This window comes from Empedobacter sp. GD03797 (genome assembly GCF_029842105.1).
Taxonomy (GTDB): Bacteria; Bacteroidota; Bacteroidia; order Flavobacteriales; family Weeksellaceae; genus Empedobacter; species Empedobacter falsenii_C.
On record NZ_JAOCFS010000025.1, the window covers coordinates 1 to 17,418 of the forward strand.

General features: G+C 30.7%; 17 protein-coding genes. 12 read left to right on the forward strand and 5 right to left on the reverse strand.

Features of this window, described 5'->3' with window-relative positions:
• Positions 1-124 precede the first annotated feature (124 nt).
• On the reverse strand, positions 125-1,018 hold the full coding sequence (locus N5D90_RS13530) for a lysylphosphatidylglycerol synthase transmembrane domain-containing protein (RefSeq protein WP_038331920.1): 894 nt from the start codon (positions 1,016-1,018) through the stop codon (positions 125-127).
• A 121-nt stretch (positions 1,019-1,139) separates the two neighbouring features.
• Between N5D90_RS13530 and N5D90_RS13535 the strand changes: the two genes are divergently transcribed.
• The 5 genes from N5D90_RS13535 to N5D90_RS13555 are packed head-to-tail and all read left to right on the forward strand — an operon-like array spanning position 1,140 to position 4,861.
• Positions 1,140-1,940, forward strand: coding sequence for an SDR family NAD(P)-dependent oxidoreductase (locus N5D90_RS13535; RefSeq protein ID WP_280062842.1), 801 nt, complete (start codon positions 1,140-1,142; stop codon positions 1,938-1,940).
• 3 nt (positions 1,941-1,943) lie between these two features.
• On the forward strand, positions 1,944-2,396 hold the full coding sequence (locus N5D90_RS13540) for a GNAT family N-acetyltransferase (RefSeq protein ID WP_280062844.1): 453 nt from the start codon (positions 1,944-1,946) through the stop codon (positions 2,394-2,396).
• On the forward strand, positions 2,396-3,331 hold the full coding sequence (locus N5D90_RS13545) for a hypothetical protein (RefSeq protein WP_152606089.1): 936 nt from the start codon (positions 2,396-2,398) through the stop codon (positions 3,329-3,331). The genes N5D90_RS13540 and N5D90_RS13545 overlap by 1 nt, the downstream gene beginning before the upstream one ends.
• 1 nt (position 3,332) lies before the next feature.
• Complete coding sequence (locus tag N5D90_RS13550; RefSeq protein WP_038331930.1) at positions 3,333-4,271, forward strand: hypothetical protein; 939 nt, start codon at positions 3,333-3,335, stop codon at positions 4,269-4,271.
• Between the two features lie 14 nt (positions 4,272-4,285).
• Positions 4,286-4,861, forward strand: a complete 576-nt coding sequence (locus N5D90_RS13555) for a hypothetical protein (RefSeq protein ID WP_280062847.1) — start codon at positions 4,286-4,288, stop codon at positions 4,859-4,861.
• Positions 4,862-4,917: 56 nt separating this feature from the next.
• Here N5D90_RS13555 and N5D90_RS13560 read toward each other — a convergent pair whose 3' ends face one another.
• Genes N5D90_RS13560 through N5D90_RS13575 form a run of 4 tightly spaced genes read right to left on the reverse strand, consistent with a single transcriptional unit; the run spans position 4,918 to position 9,234 of the window.
• Positions 4,918-5,805, reverse strand: coding sequence for a DMT family transporter (locus tag N5D90_RS13560; RefSeq protein WP_280062848.1), 888 nt, complete (start codon positions 5,803-5,805; stop codon positions 4,918-4,920).
• A 49-nt stretch (positions 5,806-5,854) separates the two neighbouring features.
• Complete coding sequence (locus N5D90_RS13565; protein ID WP_280062849.1) at positions 5,855-6,409, reverse strand: DNA-3-methyladenine glycosylase I; 555 nt, start codon at positions 6,407-6,409, stop codon at positions 5,855-5,857.
• Between the two features lie 6 nt (positions 6,410-6,415).
• Positions 6,416-7,228, reverse strand: a complete 813-nt coding sequence (locus tag N5D90_RS13570; RefSeq protein ID WP_038331939.1) for a hypothetical protein — start codon at positions 7,226-7,228, stop codon at positions 6,416-6,418.
• Positions 7,225-9,234: a thioredoxin domain-containing protein gene (locus N5D90_RS13575; RefSeq protein WP_280062851.1), complete on the reverse strand. Its 2,010-nt coding sequence runs from the start codon at positions 9,232-9,234 to the stop codon at positions 7,225-7,227. The genes N5D90_RS13570 and N5D90_RS13575 overlap by 4 nt, the downstream gene beginning before the upstream one ends.
• A gap of 76 nt (positions 9,235-9,310) precedes the next feature.
• Between N5D90_RS13575 and putP the strand changes: the two genes are divergently transcribed.
• The 7 genes from putP (at position 9,311) to N5D90_RS13610 (ending at position 17,417) form a co-directional block, all read left to right on the forward strand.
• Positions 9,311-10,810, forward strand: coding sequence for a sodium/proline symporter PutP (putP, locus tag N5D90_RS13580; protein ID WP_125348690.1), 1,500 nt, complete (start codon positions 9,311-9,313; stop codon positions 10,808-10,810).
• Entirely contained in the window at positions 10,810-11,190 is a 381-nt protein-coding gene (locus N5D90_RS13585; RefSeq protein ID WP_125348692.1) for a DUF2750 domain-containing protein, read from the forward strand. The genes putP and N5D90_RS13585 overlap by 1 nt, the downstream gene beginning before the upstream one ends.
• A 204-nt stretch (positions 11,191-11,394) precedes the next feature.
• Entirely contained in the window at positions 11,395-13,179 is a 1,785-nt protein-coding gene (gene mutL / locus N5D90_RS13590) for a DNA mismatch repair endonuclease MutL (protein WP_038331948.1), read from the forward strand.
• A 4-nt stretch (positions 13,180-13,183) separates the two neighbouring features.
• Entirely contained in the window at positions 13,184-13,924 is a 741-nt protein-coding gene (locus N5D90_RS13595) for a rhomboid family intramembrane serine protease (RefSeq protein WP_280062852.1), read from the forward strand.
• 3 nt (positions 13,925-13,927) lie between these two features.
• Positions 13,928-14,812: a rhomboid family intramembrane serine protease gene (locus N5D90_RS13600; protein ID WP_280062853.1), complete on the forward strand. Its 885-nt coding sequence runs from the start codon at positions 13,928-13,930 to the stop codon at positions 14,810-14,812.
• 1 nt (position 14,813) lies between these two features.
• A complete protein-coding gene (locus tag N5D90_RS13605) occupies positions 14,814-15,854 on the forward strand; it encodes an endonuclease/exonuclease/phosphatase family protein (RefSeq protein WP_280062854.1) in 1,041 nt (346 codons plus the stop codon).
• A 33-nt stretch (positions 15,855-15,887) separates the two neighbouring features.
• Positions 15,888-17,417, forward strand: coding sequence for a helicase HerA-like domain-containing protein (locus tag N5D90_RS13610; RefSeq protein ID WP_280062855.1), 1,530 nt, complete (start codon positions 15,888-15,890; stop codon positions 17,415-17,417).
• The last annotated feature ends 1 nt before the right edge of the window (position 17,418 follow it).

Sequence of the window (17,418 nt, forward strand, 5' to 3'; positions counted from 1 at the left end):
CGTAATTGGATTGCAAATATAGGGCTGTTTTTGAATAATCCAAATAGTTAAAATGAAAAAAATTAAATAAAATTTAATGTTAGGACTTAACTCTTTTCATTTCAAAGAAATAATTTTTCAGATTTTAAAAAGAAATATTCGTCTTTTTCTTTTTCTCTTCAATTTTAACCCCTTTAAACAGGTAAATAATCCCAATAAATGAAATCGAAATGGTGATGATAGAGAAGATAAATGCCGCACTTGTTGCTAAAGTTTCATCAAAATTGAATCGATGTGCAGCGTACATAAACACAGCTTCTCTAATCCCAAATCCGCTAAAAGAGATAATCGATAAAATTCCTGAAACTAAAAAGATCAATAAATATATACTGAAATTATCTGGATGAATATTCAATCCTTCCAAAACAAAATACAACATACCAACTTGTATCAATTGTAATACAATCGAATAAATCATCGAGTTATAAAATGTGCGTTTATGAATAGGGAAAATCATTCCTAAAATAAATGGAACAGCTATAAAACCAACCAAAGAAAGGATTAATGAACCATATTGTACCCAAGGATAATCAGTCAGATTTGAGAAAAATATTAGAAAAATGATGATTAACAACATTGCACAAAGACCGATAATTTTGTCAAGAAAAACCGCCTGCGAAATTTCTTTTAGACTGATTTTATAGTTTTTATTCAACACATAGACTTTGTATGCATCGCCACCAATTCCACCTGGAACAAAGGTATTGTAAAACATTCCTAAGAAATATAATCGTGCATTTGATTTGTACGATAAGTCGAGATTGATATCCCGAAAATAATAATCTAATCGAAAAACAGACAAGGCTTGCGAAAGAACATAAAGAATAACAGCTATAAAAATATACGCCCAATTCGCATTTTTGTAATGACTGAAAATATCAAAAATATGTAGTTTAACAAAGAAGATATAATAGATTAACGCAATACTAATCGTTAATTTAATTCCTGTTATAATATATTTTTTAGTTTTTGGATTCAATTGAAATCTTTTGATAATTAACGCACAAATTTAGAGAATCTTCTAATAACCATTCAAAAAATTATTTATCTACCAATATTTGTCTGATATTATGTAGTTTTGCGGTTAAATTAATCGAATCATGCAATCAAAAGTTATTGTAATTACAGGCTCTTCTTCGGGTGTAGGATTGACTTTAGCAAATTATTTTCACGATAAAGGACATCAAGTTTATGGATTATCAAGAACGGCTAAAGGTCAAGAAAAATTTAAACATATTGCGACAGATGTTTCGGATAAAGATAATGTAAAACGTAGTTTTCAGCAGATTTTTTCGGAAACGAACAATCAAATTGATGTGTTGATTAACAATGCTGGAATTGGAATGTTAGGTGCAGTGGAAGATGCTTCGAAAGCTGATATCGAGAAATTATTGGACGTTAATGTTTATGGTCCAATTTATACAATGCAAGAGGTTTTGCCTACAATGCGTGCGCAAAAAAACGGTTATATCCTAAATGTTTCGTCGATTGCGAGTAACAATGGTTTACCGTTTAGAGGTTATTATTCAGCTTCTAAAGCGATGATTGATCGTTTGGTTGAATCGGCTCGTTTAGAAAATCGTCATACAGGAGTGGAAATTGCAACATTGAATTTTGGAGATATCAAAACCAATATTGCAGAAGGTCGTGTGAAAACTTTTGTTTCAAAATTTTATCAAAAAAGATACGATGCAATGGTTGCCGATATCGATCACGAAGTGCAAGATGGTACACCAACAGAAGATTTGATTCCGATTATCGAAAATATTTTGGCTCAGAAGAATTTGAAACCACATTATTATATTGGAAAATCAATGCAGAAATTTTCTGTAACCTTGAAAAATATTTTACCTCAAAAAATGTTCGAAAATATTATTGCAAAATACTCAAAATTAGATTAATCCATGGAAGAAATAATTTGGCATTACAAATCTTTTAATGATTTAACGTCGAAAGAGCTATATAAAATAGTGCAATTGCGCAACGAGGTTTTTGTAATAGAGCAAGATTGTATTTACCAAGATTGTGATGATAAGGATTTGGTATGTGGACATCTTTGGGCAACGATTGTTGATGAGGTTGCGGCGTATTCTCGAATTGTTCCGAAAGGAATTTCGTATGAAAACGAACCGTCGATTGGTCGTGTAATTTCGAATCAAAAGTTTCGCCGTTATGGATTAGGAAAACAATTGATGAAAAATTCGGTTCAAGTCATCGAAAATCAATTTAAAACATCTGAAATTAGAATTTCTGCTCAATCTTATTTGAAAGAGTTTTATTCATCGTTTGGTTTTGAGCAAGTTTCGGAAGAATATTTAGAAGACGATATTCCGCATATCGAAATGTTGAGAAAATAATGAAATGGATTAAAAGAATTCTATTAGGAATACTGAGTTTATATCTATTTGCATTGATGTTAGATGTATTTATCTCAAAATCATTATTAAAAAGTAGTTTATATAATGATGAGTTGAAAACATGGAGTGTAATTAATAATGATATTTTAGATAAAGATATTTTAGTTTTCGGTTCGTCAAGAGCGATGGCACATGTTAATCCTGTAATTTTTAAATCAATAACAAATAAATCAACATATAATTTAGGGTATAATGCTCAAAATCTGCCTTTAATAAAATATAGGATAGACGTTAGTGAAAGTAAAACAAATGCAAAAAATTTTATTTTAGTTCTTGATGATTTTACTTTTCGAGACAATACGATCTTTAAAATAGATCAATTATCACCAATCCTATTATATAATATAAAACTTTACAATATTCAGAAAGGTATTGATTATTATAAAATTTATGATGTTTATATTCCTCTAATAAGATATTTTAAAAATTATAATGAAAATAATTGGTTTAAAGAACTATATAAGGTTTTTGCATACTCTAAAACGAAAACATTTAAAGTTAATGGGTATCGTAAATTGGATTTGAAATGGAAAGAAGAAAAATATACATCTCAAAATTCAATTATAGATTTTGATGAAAATATTTTTAATTTGCTAAAGCAAATTATTGATGATTGCAAAAAGAAAAATATTAATTTAATACTAGTTACTTCACCTACTTATATTGATTTTATTCATCATCAAAAAAATCATGATTTTATAATTGATAAAGTGAAGAAGATTTCTAATGAAAATAATATCCTTTTTATTGATTATTCAAGAATGCCTGAAATAATGGATAAACAATATTTTGCAGATAAACTTCATTTAAATTCTAAAGGGGCAGATATTTTTACAAAAAAATTAGCTGAAGATATAAAACCATATTTAAAATAAAATGAAATTTTTAAAATACTTCTTTATTACCTTATTCTCAGCTTTCATTGCATTGGTTTTGGTTGATGTCTATTATTCGAATCAGCTCAAAAAAATAGCTTTGTTTAGCGGAGAAGTACAAGAATGGAATCAAATAAAAGAAGGAAAAACGAATGTTGAATTGGCTATTTTTGGTTCTTCTCGAGCATTTATTCAAATTAATCCGAATATTTTAGAACAAGACTTAAAACTGACAACGCATAATTTTGGATTAAACGGAAGTAAATTCAAAATGCAATTGTATCGTTTCAATTTATATTTGAATCATAATCCAAAACCGAAAGTTGTTGTTTGGAATTTAGATACTTTTTCGTTTTCACACATTGATGAAGTTTTTCAGCCAAATCAATATGCGCCATTTATGTTATGGAATTTTAAACTTTATGGTGCAATAAAAGAATATAAAGACACGAAATTGGTTGATTTTATTGTACCGCTTTATCGTTACAGAGATCAAACGTATTGGAAAGATCAAATTGTAAGGGCTAAGAAAGAAAAATTGCATAAAGACGGACTTTTTCGTGATGATGGTTTCAAATCATATAACCGAAAATGGAATGTTGATTGGGAAAAAATGAAAAAGAAAAACTCTGATTTTGACTTCTCAGATTATACTTTATTAGAAGAATTAATTGCGAAATGTGAGCAAGAAAATATTCAGCTTATTTTTACAATTGCACCCGAATTTTATAAAGGTCAAGATTATATGTTGAATCGAGAAGAAGTGATTAATCGTTATCAAACAACATTACAAAAGCATCATCTTCCGTTATTAGATTATTCGACTGATTCGATTAGTTTTGATCAAAAATATTTCTACAATACAACACACATGAATTACAAAGGTGCGGATGCTTTCACAAAAGAATTAGCAAAAGATTTGAAAAAATATATAAAATAGAACGAACTTTAATAATGAAAAAAACACTATCCTTTTGTTTTCTTTTATTGACATTCGTAACGATGAATGCGCAATCTTTTCAACAAAATATAAAACGTGATTATATAGCCTATACTCAATTTGTTATAGAAAAAAAATTTGATCAAGCTCTGGAATATACAGATCCAAGAATTTTTGAATTTTATTCAAGGGAACAGTTTAAATCTGCAATGGAAGCTATTTTTGCAACAGAAGGTTTAGAGTTGAAGCTGACTTTACCAAATTCGTTTAAAATTGGTGAGATTAAAAATATAGATAAGATTGATTATGTAAAAATGAATGTAGTTTCTTTTTATGAAATGAAGATAGCTGAAATAGATTTTGATAATGCAGATGAAGAGACTCTTAAATATGTTTTAACTGCGTTAGAAGAACAATATGGTGATGGAAATGTAGTTTTTGATAAAGAAACTCAATTCTTTAAAATAACAGATAATTCAGAAGTTGTAGGAAGTTCTTTAGATAATAAAATGACATGGAAATTTCTTGTGATTGATCCTAATTTGAAATCAATTTTAGGGAAAATAATTCCAAAAGAAGTCTTAAATTAATAAAAATGCCTTACAAAGCTAGCTTTGTAAGGCACTTTTATTATGAAATATATTATCTAAATTACTTCAACTTCTTTTTCTTTTTTCTGTGTTAAATAAACGCCTGATAAAATCATTCCGAATCCAAATAAATGGATCCATGAGATTTTTTCACCGACTAAAAATCCCCAAAATACAGAAATTACGGGCATTAAATAAGTCACCATTGAGGCAAACATCGAACCTGTTGATTGTATCAATCGGTAGAATAATATCATGGCTAAAGCAGTTCCTAAAAGTCCTAAAATAGCAACGAATCCTAAACTTTTTAATTGTTGTTCTGTTCCTTCGAAAACATCAAAAAATCCTGAAACAATTAAAATTAAAACAGAAGGTAATAACCAAATTGTGAATAAAGCTGAGGATAATTGAAATGATGGAACGTCGTTTAAATAGCGCGTTAAGATTAAACTGTTTAAACCGTAAAGAGCGGTTGCTAATACAATTAATAAACAATGTAAAAGACTATTTTCCCCAGAAAAACCATCGCCACCAATTAATAAAACAGCTCCAATAAATCCGATTATTGCTCCCAAAACTTGATTTTTAGTTCCTTTGATATTGAAAAATAAAGCACCAAAAAGTAAAATAAATAATGGAACTAAAGAATCTAAAATTCCAGCCATTGAACTCGAAACGTGTGTTTGCGCCATTGGAAATAAAAACATTGGAATGAAATTTCCGCAGAAACCAGCCAATGCGACATATTTTAATTTATTTTTCGGAATTTTAAATAGACTTGGAATTCCCCAAATTGCCAAAATTCCTCCTGCAATTGTTAGTCTTAATGCTCCAACTTGATATGGCGTGTACGCGACCAATCCTTGCTTGATGAGAATAAACGAGCTTCCCCAAGTTAGCGCCAAAACGCCAAGGATGATCCAATGTTTTAGTTCGATTTTCATTTTCTAAGTTTGCGCAAAGATGCACATTTCAGATGATTTTATTGAGTTGTTATTTACAAAAACAATCTGTTGTATGATCATTTACCATTCCGGTCGCCTGCATATGCGCATAAATAGTGGTTGAACCAAAGAATTTGAAGCCACGTTTTTTCAAATCTTTTGCAATTTGATCCGAAATTTCGGTTGTTGCGGGAACTTCTTTTATCGAATCCCAATTGTTGATAATTGGTTTTCCATCAACATATTTCCAGATGAAATCGGAAAAAGAACCAAATTCTTTCTGAATTTCTATAAATAATTTTGCATTATTAATTGCTGCCGAAATTTTTCCTCGATGACGAATAATTCCTTCATTTTGTACCAATTCATCAATTTTAGTTTCATCAAATTTGGCTACTTTCTCTACATTAAAATCAGCAAAAGCTTTTCTAAAATTTTCTCTTTTTTTAAGAATTGTAAACCAACTTAATCCAGCTTGAAAAGATTCGAGAATCAAAAATTCGAATAAAATTTTATCATCTTTTACAGGTTTTCCCCATTCGTTATCGTGATAATCGATGTAATCTTGGTCTTTATTTACCCAAGCGCAACGTGTTTTTTCCATGGTTTTTTATAATTTTTGTAAATCATCAATACATTCTTCAAGTCCTTTTACCCAATCAGGATTTATGGTTTCTATATTTTTTGATTCATCGAGTTCTTGTTGTAAAATAGGAATGAAATCCTTGTTTTCTGTTGCTAAAATAGCTTCAAATAACAAAGAGCCAAAATCATCTTTTATAATTTCTTGTTTAATGACTTCAATAATTCGATCATCTTTTCTTTTTGCTAATCCAGTGATAGCTTCCATTCTTGTTTCTTGGTGTTTGTCATTTACACGATTCCATAATGCTTCTCTGATATTTTCATTATCAAAATCACTTTGACCGATATAAAAAGTAGCCCAATTTCTTATGTGATTCGCTTTATCTTTCGAAAATTTAATCAAAACATCAATAGTTTTTTCATCTTCTATGAATCCAAGCGCAGCAACAAGGCTTTTCTTTATTAAAATATTTTCAGTATTTTCAAAAGAACAAATAAGATCAATTTGTTCTTTGTTTAAATCAGAATTATTATGACTGATACCAAAAAATATTGAAAATAATACATCAACATTTTTTTCTGATTTTAAAAGATTAAAAAATATGTTGATAGTTTCTTTCAAAAAAGGTCTTGGAGGAATACCTAATTGAGTTAAAATTTTAATTCCAACAATTTTCTTATTTTGATCGTTGGAATTAATAAGTTCTACACATTTTTCAAATAAATCTTGACTTGGGCGACTTCTTAAAATCCGAATTGTTTCCCAGCGAGATTTATCAGTTTTGTAGTTTATTAAACGAGAAATAAGTTTTTCGTCACTCCAATTTAGTTTACTCATAATGATAAATTTCTAAAAGCCTCTTCAACCGAATAAACGGGTAATTGACATGTATAATTTTCGCAAATATGAATAGATGTTTTATTTTCAATGAATCGATTTTGAGTGATTTCTAAATTCTCTGTTTTTGAAGCAACAAAAATTGCATTCGGAACATAACATTGTTGAATTTGTTTCGAGAATTCTAATGCATTTTCGCCAATGATTACAATTTCTTTGAATGGATAAGCGAAATTTAGATACAACTGAATCCAATTTGCAAAACCAGTTGGATAATCGTGAATTTTTTCTTCGATATTGGTTAACATTTGTTTTGCTTGTTCAATGTATTTTTCTTGATTGAGAATCTTCCCTAATTTGAACAAATTATTTGCCATGACCGAATTTGAAGATGAAATAACATTGTCATAAATTTCAAATGTTTCATTAACCAAAGGCGTGTCGTAATGTGATTTATACGCAAACATTTTATTATTGTGATTATAAAATTGATTAAAAACTTCTTCTGTTAAGGTTTGAGTAGTTTCTAAATAATGCATTTTCGAAGTGACTTCGTAAAGTTTGATTAACGCTTCAATCATTAACGCATAATCATCCAAAAATCCTGGAATTGTTGTTTGATTATCCTTATAATTTCTGAACAAAATTTCCCCATTCCATTGATTTTCTAAAATAAAATTGGTTGCATTTTTTGCTAAATCAAGATATTCATCATTTTCGAAAGTTATGTATGCGTCACACAAACCTTTTATAGTTAGCGCATTCCAAGAAGTTAAAACTTTTTCGTCGCGATGAGGTTTTATACGCTTTTCACGAATTTGATTAAGGATTTTTTTCCATTCAGAAACTTTAGCTTGAAGTTCTTTTTCTGAAATATTCTGTTTCGATGCAAAATCTTCATCATCTGTCAATCTCATCAAAATATTATTACCATGTTCCCATTCACCAAATTCATCAACATTATAATATTTTTGAAATAAGTCAAAATCATCTTTCAAAATTGTTTTCAATTCATCCGATTTCCAAACATAATATTTTCCTTCTTCGCTTTCAGAATCGGCATCAATAGCAGAATAAAAAACATTTTCAGGCGAAAGCATTTCATCTTTCAACCAATTAATCGTTTCTTCGACAACTGTTTTATATTCTTCTTCTCCAAAAACTTTACATGCATTTGAGTAAAGCGAAAGTAATTGCCCATTATCATATAACATTTTTTCGAAATGAGGAACTTTCCAATACGGATCAACAGAATAGCGTGAAAAACCGCCTTTTAGTTGATCGCAAATTCCGCCAAAAGCCATTCTGTCCAATGTAATTTTGGTCTGAATCAAACAATGTTCGTTGTTAGTTTGAATTCCATATCGCAAAATAGTTTCCCAAGCATTTGGTAACATAAATTTTGGTGCACGATTAAAACCTCCCCATTCATCATCAAATTGTTGTTGCCAAAATTCGAAAGTTTCATCTATTTTATCTGTTGAAAAAGTTGAAGAAGATTTCAGTTCAATTGTTTCCATTTTATTTAAACCATCTGCAATAGAGTTGACATATTCCATTGTTTTAGCTTGATTGTGATGATATAAATGATTAATGTTTTCTAACAATTCAATCCATTGAACTTTCGGAAAATAAGTTCCGCCATAAAAAGGGCGACCATCAGGCAAAGCAAAAACATTGAGTGGCCAACCGCCAGATTGATGAATTAATTGTGAGACATTCATATACAAAGCATCTAAATCAGGACGTTCTTCGCGATCAATTTTAATGCAAACAAAATTCTCATTCATCACTTTTGCGACTTCATCGTCTTCAAAAGATTGATGTTCCATCACATGACACCAGTGACAAGCAGAATATCCAATTGAAATAAGCAAAGGTTTGTTGACTTTTTTTGCATGATTCAAAACTTCGTCACTCCAACTTTGCCACCAAACAGGATTGTTTTCGTGTTGTTTCAAATATGGACTTGTCGCTGATTTTAGATTATTTTGTTGAAAATTCATGATTCTTGTTTAGAAATTTAAAGTTCGTACAATTTTTGTGGATGAAAAATTATATTTTCGACAAAAATTAAAACACATGAACATTTACGAATACATTTCTATTGGCGCATACATGGCTCTGATGATTGGAATCGGGATTTATTCCTACCGAAAATCAACAAGTAATTCCGAAGATTTTTTGATTGGAGGAAGGAAGATGGGAGCGGCTGTAACGGCGCTTTCTGCTGGTGCTGCTGATATGAGTGGTTGGTTGTTAATGGGTGTTCCTGGAGCAATGTATTTTACAGGTTTGTCGAGTGCTTGGATTGCAATTGGATTGACAACAGGATGTTTTTTGAACTATATTTTTGTCGCACCGCGATTACGAATTTATACAGAAATTGCTCAAAATTCGATTACTTTACCAGTATTTTTTGAAAATCGTTTCAAAGATAAATCTCGATTATTAAGAATTGTTTCATCGATATTAATCTTAGTATTTTTTACATTATACACTTCTGCTGGAATGGTTTCTGGAGGGAAATTATTTGAATCTGCTTTTGGATTAGATTATATGACTGGACTTTGGATGACAAGTTTTGTGGTTGTATTGTATACTTTCTTAGGAGGTTTTTTGGCAGTTAGTTTAACAGATTTCGTGCAAGGAACGATTATGGTTTTGGCTTTGGTTATTGTTCCTATTGTGGCGATTTCTGAAATTGGTGGAGTAGGAGAAACATTTTCGTTGATTAATGATAAAGGCGATAAATATTTGGATTTATTTAAAGGTACAACAACTATTAGTATTTTATCCTTGATGGCTTGGGGATTGGGATATTGTGGACAACCGCATATTTTGGTTCGTTTTATGGCAATTGGAAATCCGAAAGATTTAGCGAAAGCAAGAAATATTGGGATTACTTGGATGATTTTTACAGTTGGTGGAGCACTTTTAGTTGGATTGGTTGGAATTGCATATATGATGAAATTTGATCAAACAACAATGTTGAAATTTGATGGTTCTAAAACAGAAGCAGAAACAATTTTTATTTATTTTTCGCGTGTTTTATTTCATCCATTAGTTGGAGGATTCTTATTATCAGCAATTTTAGCAGCTGTAATGAGTACAATTTCTTCACAATTATTAGTAACATCAAGTTCGTTAACAGAAGATATTTATAAAGCATTTTTGAACAAAAAAGCAACATCGAAACAGTTATTAACAGCAAGCCGTTTATCGGTTTTAATTGTAGCAGTTATCGCAGTTTTATTATCCTTAACACCAAAAGATTCTATTCTAAATTTAGTTGGAAACGCTTGGGCAGGATTTGGATCAGCATTTGGACCAGTGATTGTTTTTTCACTTTTTTGGAAAAAAACTTCTTGGCAAGGTGCATTAGCAGGAATGTTGACAGGTGGAATTGTGGTGTTAACTTGGGTTTATACCAATCATGATTACAAAGATTGGTACGAAATGATTCCAGGGTTTATTTCTTCAGTTATTGCAATTTATGTGGTTTCATTATTAACTCAAAAACCGAATCAAGAGATTGATAAAGAATTTGAGGAAATGAAAGCTGTTTTGAAAGAAAATTAATGCATCCAAAAGAAATAGAAAATATATTAAAGCTAAATCCTTTTGATCGTTATCAATATTTTATTCGAAAAATTGCTGACTGGGAAATTGCTTATACATTGATTTTTCCTGATGGAAATTACGCTATTTCTAAAATTGATGATAAAAAACTATTTCCAATTTGGTCTGCGAAAGAATTTGCTGAATTATCTAAAACAGATGGTTGGGAAAGTTGTAATATTATTGAATTAACTTTTGATGATTTTGAAGAAACTCTTTTCGATTATATTGATGAAAATAATTTATTGCTAAATGTTTTTCCTACAGATAAAACAGGTTTTGTCGTCAGTTTAGAAGAATTCGCTAAAGATTTAAAAGATGAATTAGAACAATATCAATAAAATATAAATAAAAAAGGTAGACAAATGTCTACCTTTTTTATTGCTGAAAATTATCAATTTATTATTCAAAAGTTAAAACTTAAAACATCAACAATTGTTGATAAGTTTCACTTGTAGAGAATAAGGTCAAAAGAGAGATTTGTTTGTATATTTGTAAAGTTTGATTAAAAAATTAGTCAAAATTAAATCAATTTATACGAAAAGATGAACGATATTATTCAATTACTGCCAGATCATGTAGCCAATCAAATTGCCGCAGGAGAAGTTGTACAACGACCAGCTTCTGTGATAAAAGAATTGATTGAAAATGCGGTGGATTCTGGCGCAACTTCTATTCAGGTGATTGTAAAAGATGCTGGAAGAAGCTTGATTCAAGTGATTGATAATGGTTCGGGAATGAGTGTGACAGATGTCCGAATGGCTTTTGAACGTCACGCGACTTCAAAAATCAGAAAGACAGAGGATATTTATAATATTCATACAAAAGGTTTTCGTGGAGAGGCTTTGGCATCGATTGCTGCGGTTGCGCAAGTAGAAACGAAAACGCGTCGAGAAGATGATGAGGTTGGTTCTCAATTGGTGATAGAAGGCGGAGAAGTTCGCAACCAAGATCCTGTTGTTTGTCCAGTCGGAACGTCTATTTCGGTAAAAAATCTTTTCTATAATGTGCCTGCTCGTCGTAATTTCTTAAAATCAAATCAAGTTGAATTTCGTCATATTCAAGATGAGTTTCAACGTGTTTCGATGGCGCACGAAAATATTAGTTTCTTTTTACATCATAATGATGCAGAGGTTTATCATCTGAAAGCTGGAAATTTGAAGCAACGAATTGCTCAAATTTTTGGAAAGAAATTAAGTTCGCAAATTATTTCGGTTGAAGAAGATACAGAAATTGTAAAAGTAAAAGGTTTTGTTGGAAAACCAGATGCAGCAAAAAAATCTCGTGGCGAACAATTTTTCTTTGTGAATAATCGCTTTATTCGTAGTGGATATTTGCATAATGCAATCGTAGACGCTTTCGAGAGTTTGTTGCCAACAGGATATAGTCCTTCTTACTTTTTGTATCTAGAAATTGATCCTTCAAAAATTGATATAAACATTCATCCAACCAAAACAGAAATAAAATTTGAGGATGAGGCATTGATTTTTACGATTCTTAGAGCTGCTGTAAAACACGCTTTGGGACAATTTAATGTGATTCCTTCGTTGGATTTTGAACAAGATCCAAACTGGGCTTTTATTCCGTCTGCGACAGAAGATACAGAAATTAAAATGCCAGAAATTACGGTTGATTCAAGTTTCAATCCTTTCGAGCATCAACAAACAAGAGCTCCAAAACCGTCTGATATTCGTGCGAATATGGATTTTTATAAAGATGCTGTTGAGTTAGAAATCGAAAATAATCATGCGCATCAATTATTTGAATCTGAAGATTTTCATGACAGTTTTGAAGTCATTCAATGGATGAATCAATATTTGGTAGTGGAATACCGTGGCGAATTGTTAATCATTGATCAACATCGTGCGCATCAAAAAATATTATTCGAAAAATTTATACATTCAAATAATGGAAGTGCTTTGGTACAACAAATGCTTTTCCCGATAGAGTTGGAACTTTCGCCAAATGATCGTCAGAAATTAATTAATGTAGAACATCAATTGTTGAGTTTTGGTTTTGATATTTCGTTAGACGAAGAAGCGATACAGATTAATGCGATTCCTGTTGATGTGCAACAAGAGGATGTTGTGTCTGTTTTTATGGATTTTATCGAGGAATTGGAATACCAAGAATCAATTGAATTAGAAAATACGTTTGCAAAAATTTTAGCAAAAAATGCAGCTGTTAAAAAAGGAGTTTCATTAAAATCTGAACAAATGCAAACTTTGGTCGAAGAATTGCTAAGACTACCAAATCCGAATTATACGCCATACGGACGCCCAATTTTTGTGCAGATGAATACGGCTGATATCAAAAAAACATTACAATAAACGAATGAGACAATCTATACCACCGATTACAAAGAATCTACTTATTATAAACGGTTTGTTCTTTCTTGCGACTTTTGTTTTTGGTACAAAAGGAATCGATTTGAGCATGATTTTAGGTGCTTTTTATCCAGAATCTCCCAATTTCAAATTTTGGCAAATTTTGACGCATATGTTTATGCATGCCGATTTTTCGCATATTTTGTTTAATATGTTTGCGTTGTGGATGTTTGGTTCTGTGGTCGAACAAACTTTTGGACCAAAGAAATTTTTGACACTTTATTTGTTAGCAGGTTTAGGAGGTTTTATATTGTTTAATGTTGTAAATTATTTTCAAATAGAACACTTAAAAGATATATTAAATTCACAATCGTTTCCTATATCAAAAATACTTCAATATTCTGTTAGAGGTTTAGACGGCTCTTATTTTAGTAATGGTTTAATTGACAGTAATATTAATGCTAAAGAATTACAAGGTTATTACTTGAGTAATATGGTTGGTGCTTCTGGAGCTATTTATGGTTTATTGTTAGCATTCGCAGTATTATATCCGGACGAAAAATTAATGTTAATCTTTTTCCCAGTGCCGATTAAAGCAAAATATTTTATTCCAATTATGGTATTAATTGAGTTTTACATGGGATATCAAAACATCGGAAATGTGGCTCATTTTGCGCATTTAGGAGGCGGATTGATTGGTTTCTTGTTAGCAAGACATTGGAAAAAGAATTTATATAGATGGAATTAAAAAATGGCAAATAATATCTTAGACGATTTAAAATTAAAATATTCATCAGGAAATAGTGCAACGAAGTTAATTTACGTTAACGTTGTGGTGTTTTTCACCTTGTTGATTATTGATTTTGTTCTTCGAACGGTAGCAAATTCTACGATTACAACAACTGGTTTGTTTGCGTTGTCATCTTTCAATGATTTGATTGTAAGACCTTGGCAAATCCTAACCTATTCTTGGTTACATGGCAATCTTTTTCATTTGATAATGAATATGGTGTTGTTATATTTTGTTGGACAAATGTTTTTGCAACAATTTCAGAACAGAAATTTAGTTACATTCTATATTTTTGGAGGAATCGCTGGTGGAATTTTCTTTCTATTGTTTCAGAATGTTTTCAATTATTCACATATAGTTGGAGCTTCGGCAGCTGTTTATGCGGTATTTTTTGCGATGATTTCGTATAATCCGAAAATGCCCGTTCGTTTGTTGTTGATTCCAACTTCATTTCCATTGTTGTATGTTGGTTATGTATTTATTGCTTTTGATGTGTATAATATTATAGCTAATCAAAATGCGGGCGGAAGTATTTCGCATTTGGGAGGTGCTATTTTTGGTTATCTTTATATGAAACAATTTGAGAGAGGAAATGATTTTTTAGGTAACTTTATTTTCAAAATAGAGGAGTTATTTAAGAAAAAAGAGAAATCAACTTTCAAAACATATAAAAATACTTCTTCAACTTCTTCGCGATCAAATGTTCCGAAAGATGATTACGATTTTAATCATCAAAAAGTTGAAAAACAAAAGAAAATTGATGTAATTTTAGATAAGATTTCTCGTTCAGGTTACGAGAGTTTGTCCAAAGAAGAAAAAGATTTTCTGTTTAGAGAAGGTAGATAAAATGAGTATAATCAGTAAGTTTAAACTAAATTATTTCAATCGTTTAGTACTAACAATTAATATCGTTTTTTTGTTGGTGGCTTATTGTGTCTATTTAAATAAAATTTTTACGCCTACAGAAATTCCATATTTTAACTTTATTTCGATCGGTTTTCCAATATTATTTGCATTCGGAGCAATGTTTTTACTGTATTGGTTACTATTTAGCTGGCGACATTTTTTGTTAATTTTAGTTCTTTCAGCTGGATTGTTTTACCCAATTTATCTTTCATATCCAATTGTACAATTCAATAAAGTTGAAGATAAAAAAGCTGATTTATCTGTATTGACATATAATGTACATGGTTTTAAAGAAGAAGGAACAAAAGAGCTTTTGATTAAGAATAAAGCAGATATTATGTTGCTTCAAGAAGCGTATGAAGGTCAGCAGAAAAGTCTAAAAAATAAAGAATTTAAGAATTATTATTCAGAATTTTATGGTTTATTGACGATTTATAGTAAATATCCTATTATTCAAACCAAAAAAATAACGCCTGATGGTAATGAAGAATTGAATGGACTTGCCGCTTATGCTGATATCGATTTGGGAAATGATACGATTCGTGTGATCAATGTTTATCTTGAGCCAATGTACATTGATAAAGCGATGGTGAAAGAAATTATTCAGTCTGATGATTCACGAACTGCCGAAATTTCGAGTCGAAAAGTTGAGTTGAAATTGGTGCAAGGAATGCAAAAACATCAAAAACAGTTAGAAGCAATTATTCCATATATCACATCTTCGCGCCATCCTGTTATTTTGGGAACGGATCTTAATTCGACTCCAGTTTCGTACGAATATGAGAAGTTGAAAAAATATCTTCAGGATTCTTATATCGAAGTAGGAAAAGGAAATGGGACAACTTTTCATGGATTTAAATTTCCAATTAGAATTGATTATTTATTTCATTCTAAATCATTTAAACCTGTTGAAGCGCATGTTATTCGGAAAAAATTCTCGGATCATTATCCAGTAGCTGTAAAATATAAAATTTCAGAATAAATTTTTCCTATATTTATTCAATAATCAATCAAAATGAACCAGAAAGAAAGCTTTATTCAAGAGATACAAAGTCGTTATTCTTATAAAAACGATAAAATAATTTTAGGCAAAGCCAAATTAGATGGCGAAATTGTAGAAGAAGCTGAAATTTCAGTTGCGCTAAAAACAATGAATCGTCACGGGTTGATTGGTGGTGCAACGGGAACTGGGAAGACAAAATCTTTGCAGATTATCGCTGAACAACTTTCTCTGAAAGGCGTTCCAACATTATTGATGGATATCAAAGGAGATTTATCAGGAATTGGGGCTGCAGCAAATTCGGAAGATAAAAATGCGCAAGAAAGAATGGAAGCCCTTAATTTGCCTTTTGATCCGCAAGCTTCTCCTGTCGAATTTTTGTCTATTTCTGATGAACCAGGAGCAAGACTTCGTGCGACAGTAAGTGATTTTGGACCAATTTTATTCAGTAAAATTTTAGAACTGAATGAAACACAAGAAAGTATTATTTCAATCATATTCAAATATTGTCAAGATCGTAATTTACCTTTGATTGATTTGGAGGATATTCGACGAGTTTTGCAATATGTGACAGATTCTGACGAAGGAAAATCGGAGTTGAATTCAAATTATGGAACAATTGCGCCAGCTTCTTTGGGAGCTATTTTGCGTAAAATTGTTGCATTAGAACAACAAGGAGCAACAAAGTTTTTTGGAGAACCAAGTTTTGATGTTCAAGATTTATTGAAAACGAAAGACGGAAAAGGAATTGTAAATATTATTCGTTTGATTGATATTCAAAATCAGCCTAATTTATTTTCAACTTTTATGTTGAGTTTATTGAATAAAATTTATTCTCAATTCCCTGAATCTGGAGATTCTGATAAACCGAAATTGGTGATTTTTATTGATGAAGCACATTTGATTTTTAAGGAAGCTACGAAAGCTTTATTGAATCAAATTGAAACAATGGTAAAATTAATTCGCTCTAAAGGTGTGGGATTATATTTTGTAACGCAAGTTCCTGGTGATGTTCCTGATGCAGTTTTGAGTCAATTAGGTCTTAAAGTTCAACATGCGTTAAGAGGTTTTACTGCGAAAGATCGAAAAGAAATAACAAAAGCAATCGAAAATTATCCGACAACAACCTATTATAAAGCGGATGAGGTCATCACGCAATTAGGAATTGGAGAGGCTTTTGTGACAGCTTTAGACGAAAAAGGTATTCCAACTCCTTTGGCGTATACGTATATGCGAGCGCCAAATTCGAGAATGGATATTTTGACTTCAAATGAAATCGATACGATTACCTCAAATTCAGATTTAGTGATAAAATATGCAACTGATATTGATCGTGAATCTGCAAATGAAATTTTATCGAAAAAATTAGAACAACAAAAAAATATAGAGAAACCTGCTGCTAAAGCAACTTCAACAAGAAGTGTTCCTAAGGAAAAAGATTGGACAGATAATCCTGTTGTGCGTGATGTAAGTCGTACTGCAACTCGAAAATTGATGGATTTTGGAATGAAAATGTTAACTAATTTTTTAAAAGGAAAAAAATAAG

What these genes read in the sequence shown, in the direction of transcription:
- N5D90_RS13535 (WP_280062842.1), top strand. Translation starts at nt 1,140, where the DNA reads ATGCAATCAAAAGTTATTGTAATTACAGGCTCTTCTTCGGGTGTAGGA.
- N5D90_RS13560 (WP_280062848.1), bottom strand. Translation starts at nt 5,805, where the DNA reads ATGAAAATCGAACTAAAACATTGGATCATCCTTGGCGTTTTGGCGCTA.
- N5D90_RS13600 (WP_280062853.1), top strand. Translation starts at nt 13,928, where the DNA reads ATGGCAAATAATATCTTAGACGATTTAAAATTAAAATATTCATCAGGA.
- N5D90_RS13555 (WP_280062847.1), top strand. Translation starts at nt 4,286, where the DNA reads ATGAAAAAAACACTATCCTTTTGTTTTCTTTTATTGACATTCGTAACG.
- N5D90_RS13585 (WP_125348692.1), top strand. Translation starts at nt 10,810, where the DNA reads ATGCATCCAAAAGAAATAGAAAATATATTAAAGCTAAATCCTTTTGAT.
- putP (WP_125348690.1), top strand. Translation starts at nt 9,311, where the DNA reads ATGAACATTTACGAATACATTTCTATTGGCGCATACATGGCTCTGATG.
- N5D90_RS13575 (WP_280062851.1), bottom strand. Translation starts at nt 9,234, where the DNA reads ATGAATTTTCAACAAAATAATCTAAAATCAGCGACAAGTCCATATTTG.
- N5D90_RS13540 (WP_280062844.1), top strand. Translation starts at nt 1,944, where the DNA reads ATGGAAGAAATAATTTGGCATTACAAATCTTTTAATGATTTAACGTCG.
- mutL (WP_038331948.1), top strand. Translation starts at nt 11,395, where the DNA reads ATGAACGATATTATTCAATTACTGCCAGATCATGTAGCCAATCAAATT.
- N5D90_RS13565 (WP_280062849.1), bottom strand. Translation starts at nt 6,409, where the DNA reads ATGGAAAAAACACGTTGCGCTTGGGTAAATAAAGACCAAGATTACATC.
- N5D90_RS13545 (WP_152606089.1), top strand. Translation starts at nt 2,396, where the DNA reads ATGAAATGGATTAAAAGAATTCTATTAGGAATACTGAGTTTATATCTA.
- N5D90_RS13570 (WP_038331939.1), bottom strand. Translation starts at nt 7,228, where the DNA reads ATGAGTAAACTAAATTGGAGTGACGAAAAACTTATTTCTCGTTTAATA.
- N5D90_RS13595 (WP_280062852.1), top strand. Translation starts at nt 13,184, where the DNA reads ATGAGACAATCTATACCACCGATTACAAAGAATCTACTTATTATAAAC.
- N5D90_RS13610 (WP_280062855.1), top strand. Translation starts at nt 15,888, where the DNA reads ATGAACCAGAAAGAAAGCTTTATTCAAGAGATACAAAGTCGTTATTCT.
- N5D90_RS13550 (WP_038331930.1), top strand. Translation starts at nt 3,333, where the DNA reads ATGAAATTTTTAAAATACTTCTTTATTACCTTATTCTCAGCTTTCATT.
- N5D90_RS13605 (WP_280062854.1), top strand. Translation starts at nt 14,814, where the DNA reads ATGAGTATAATCAGTAAGTTTAAACTAAATTATTTCAATCGTTTAGTA.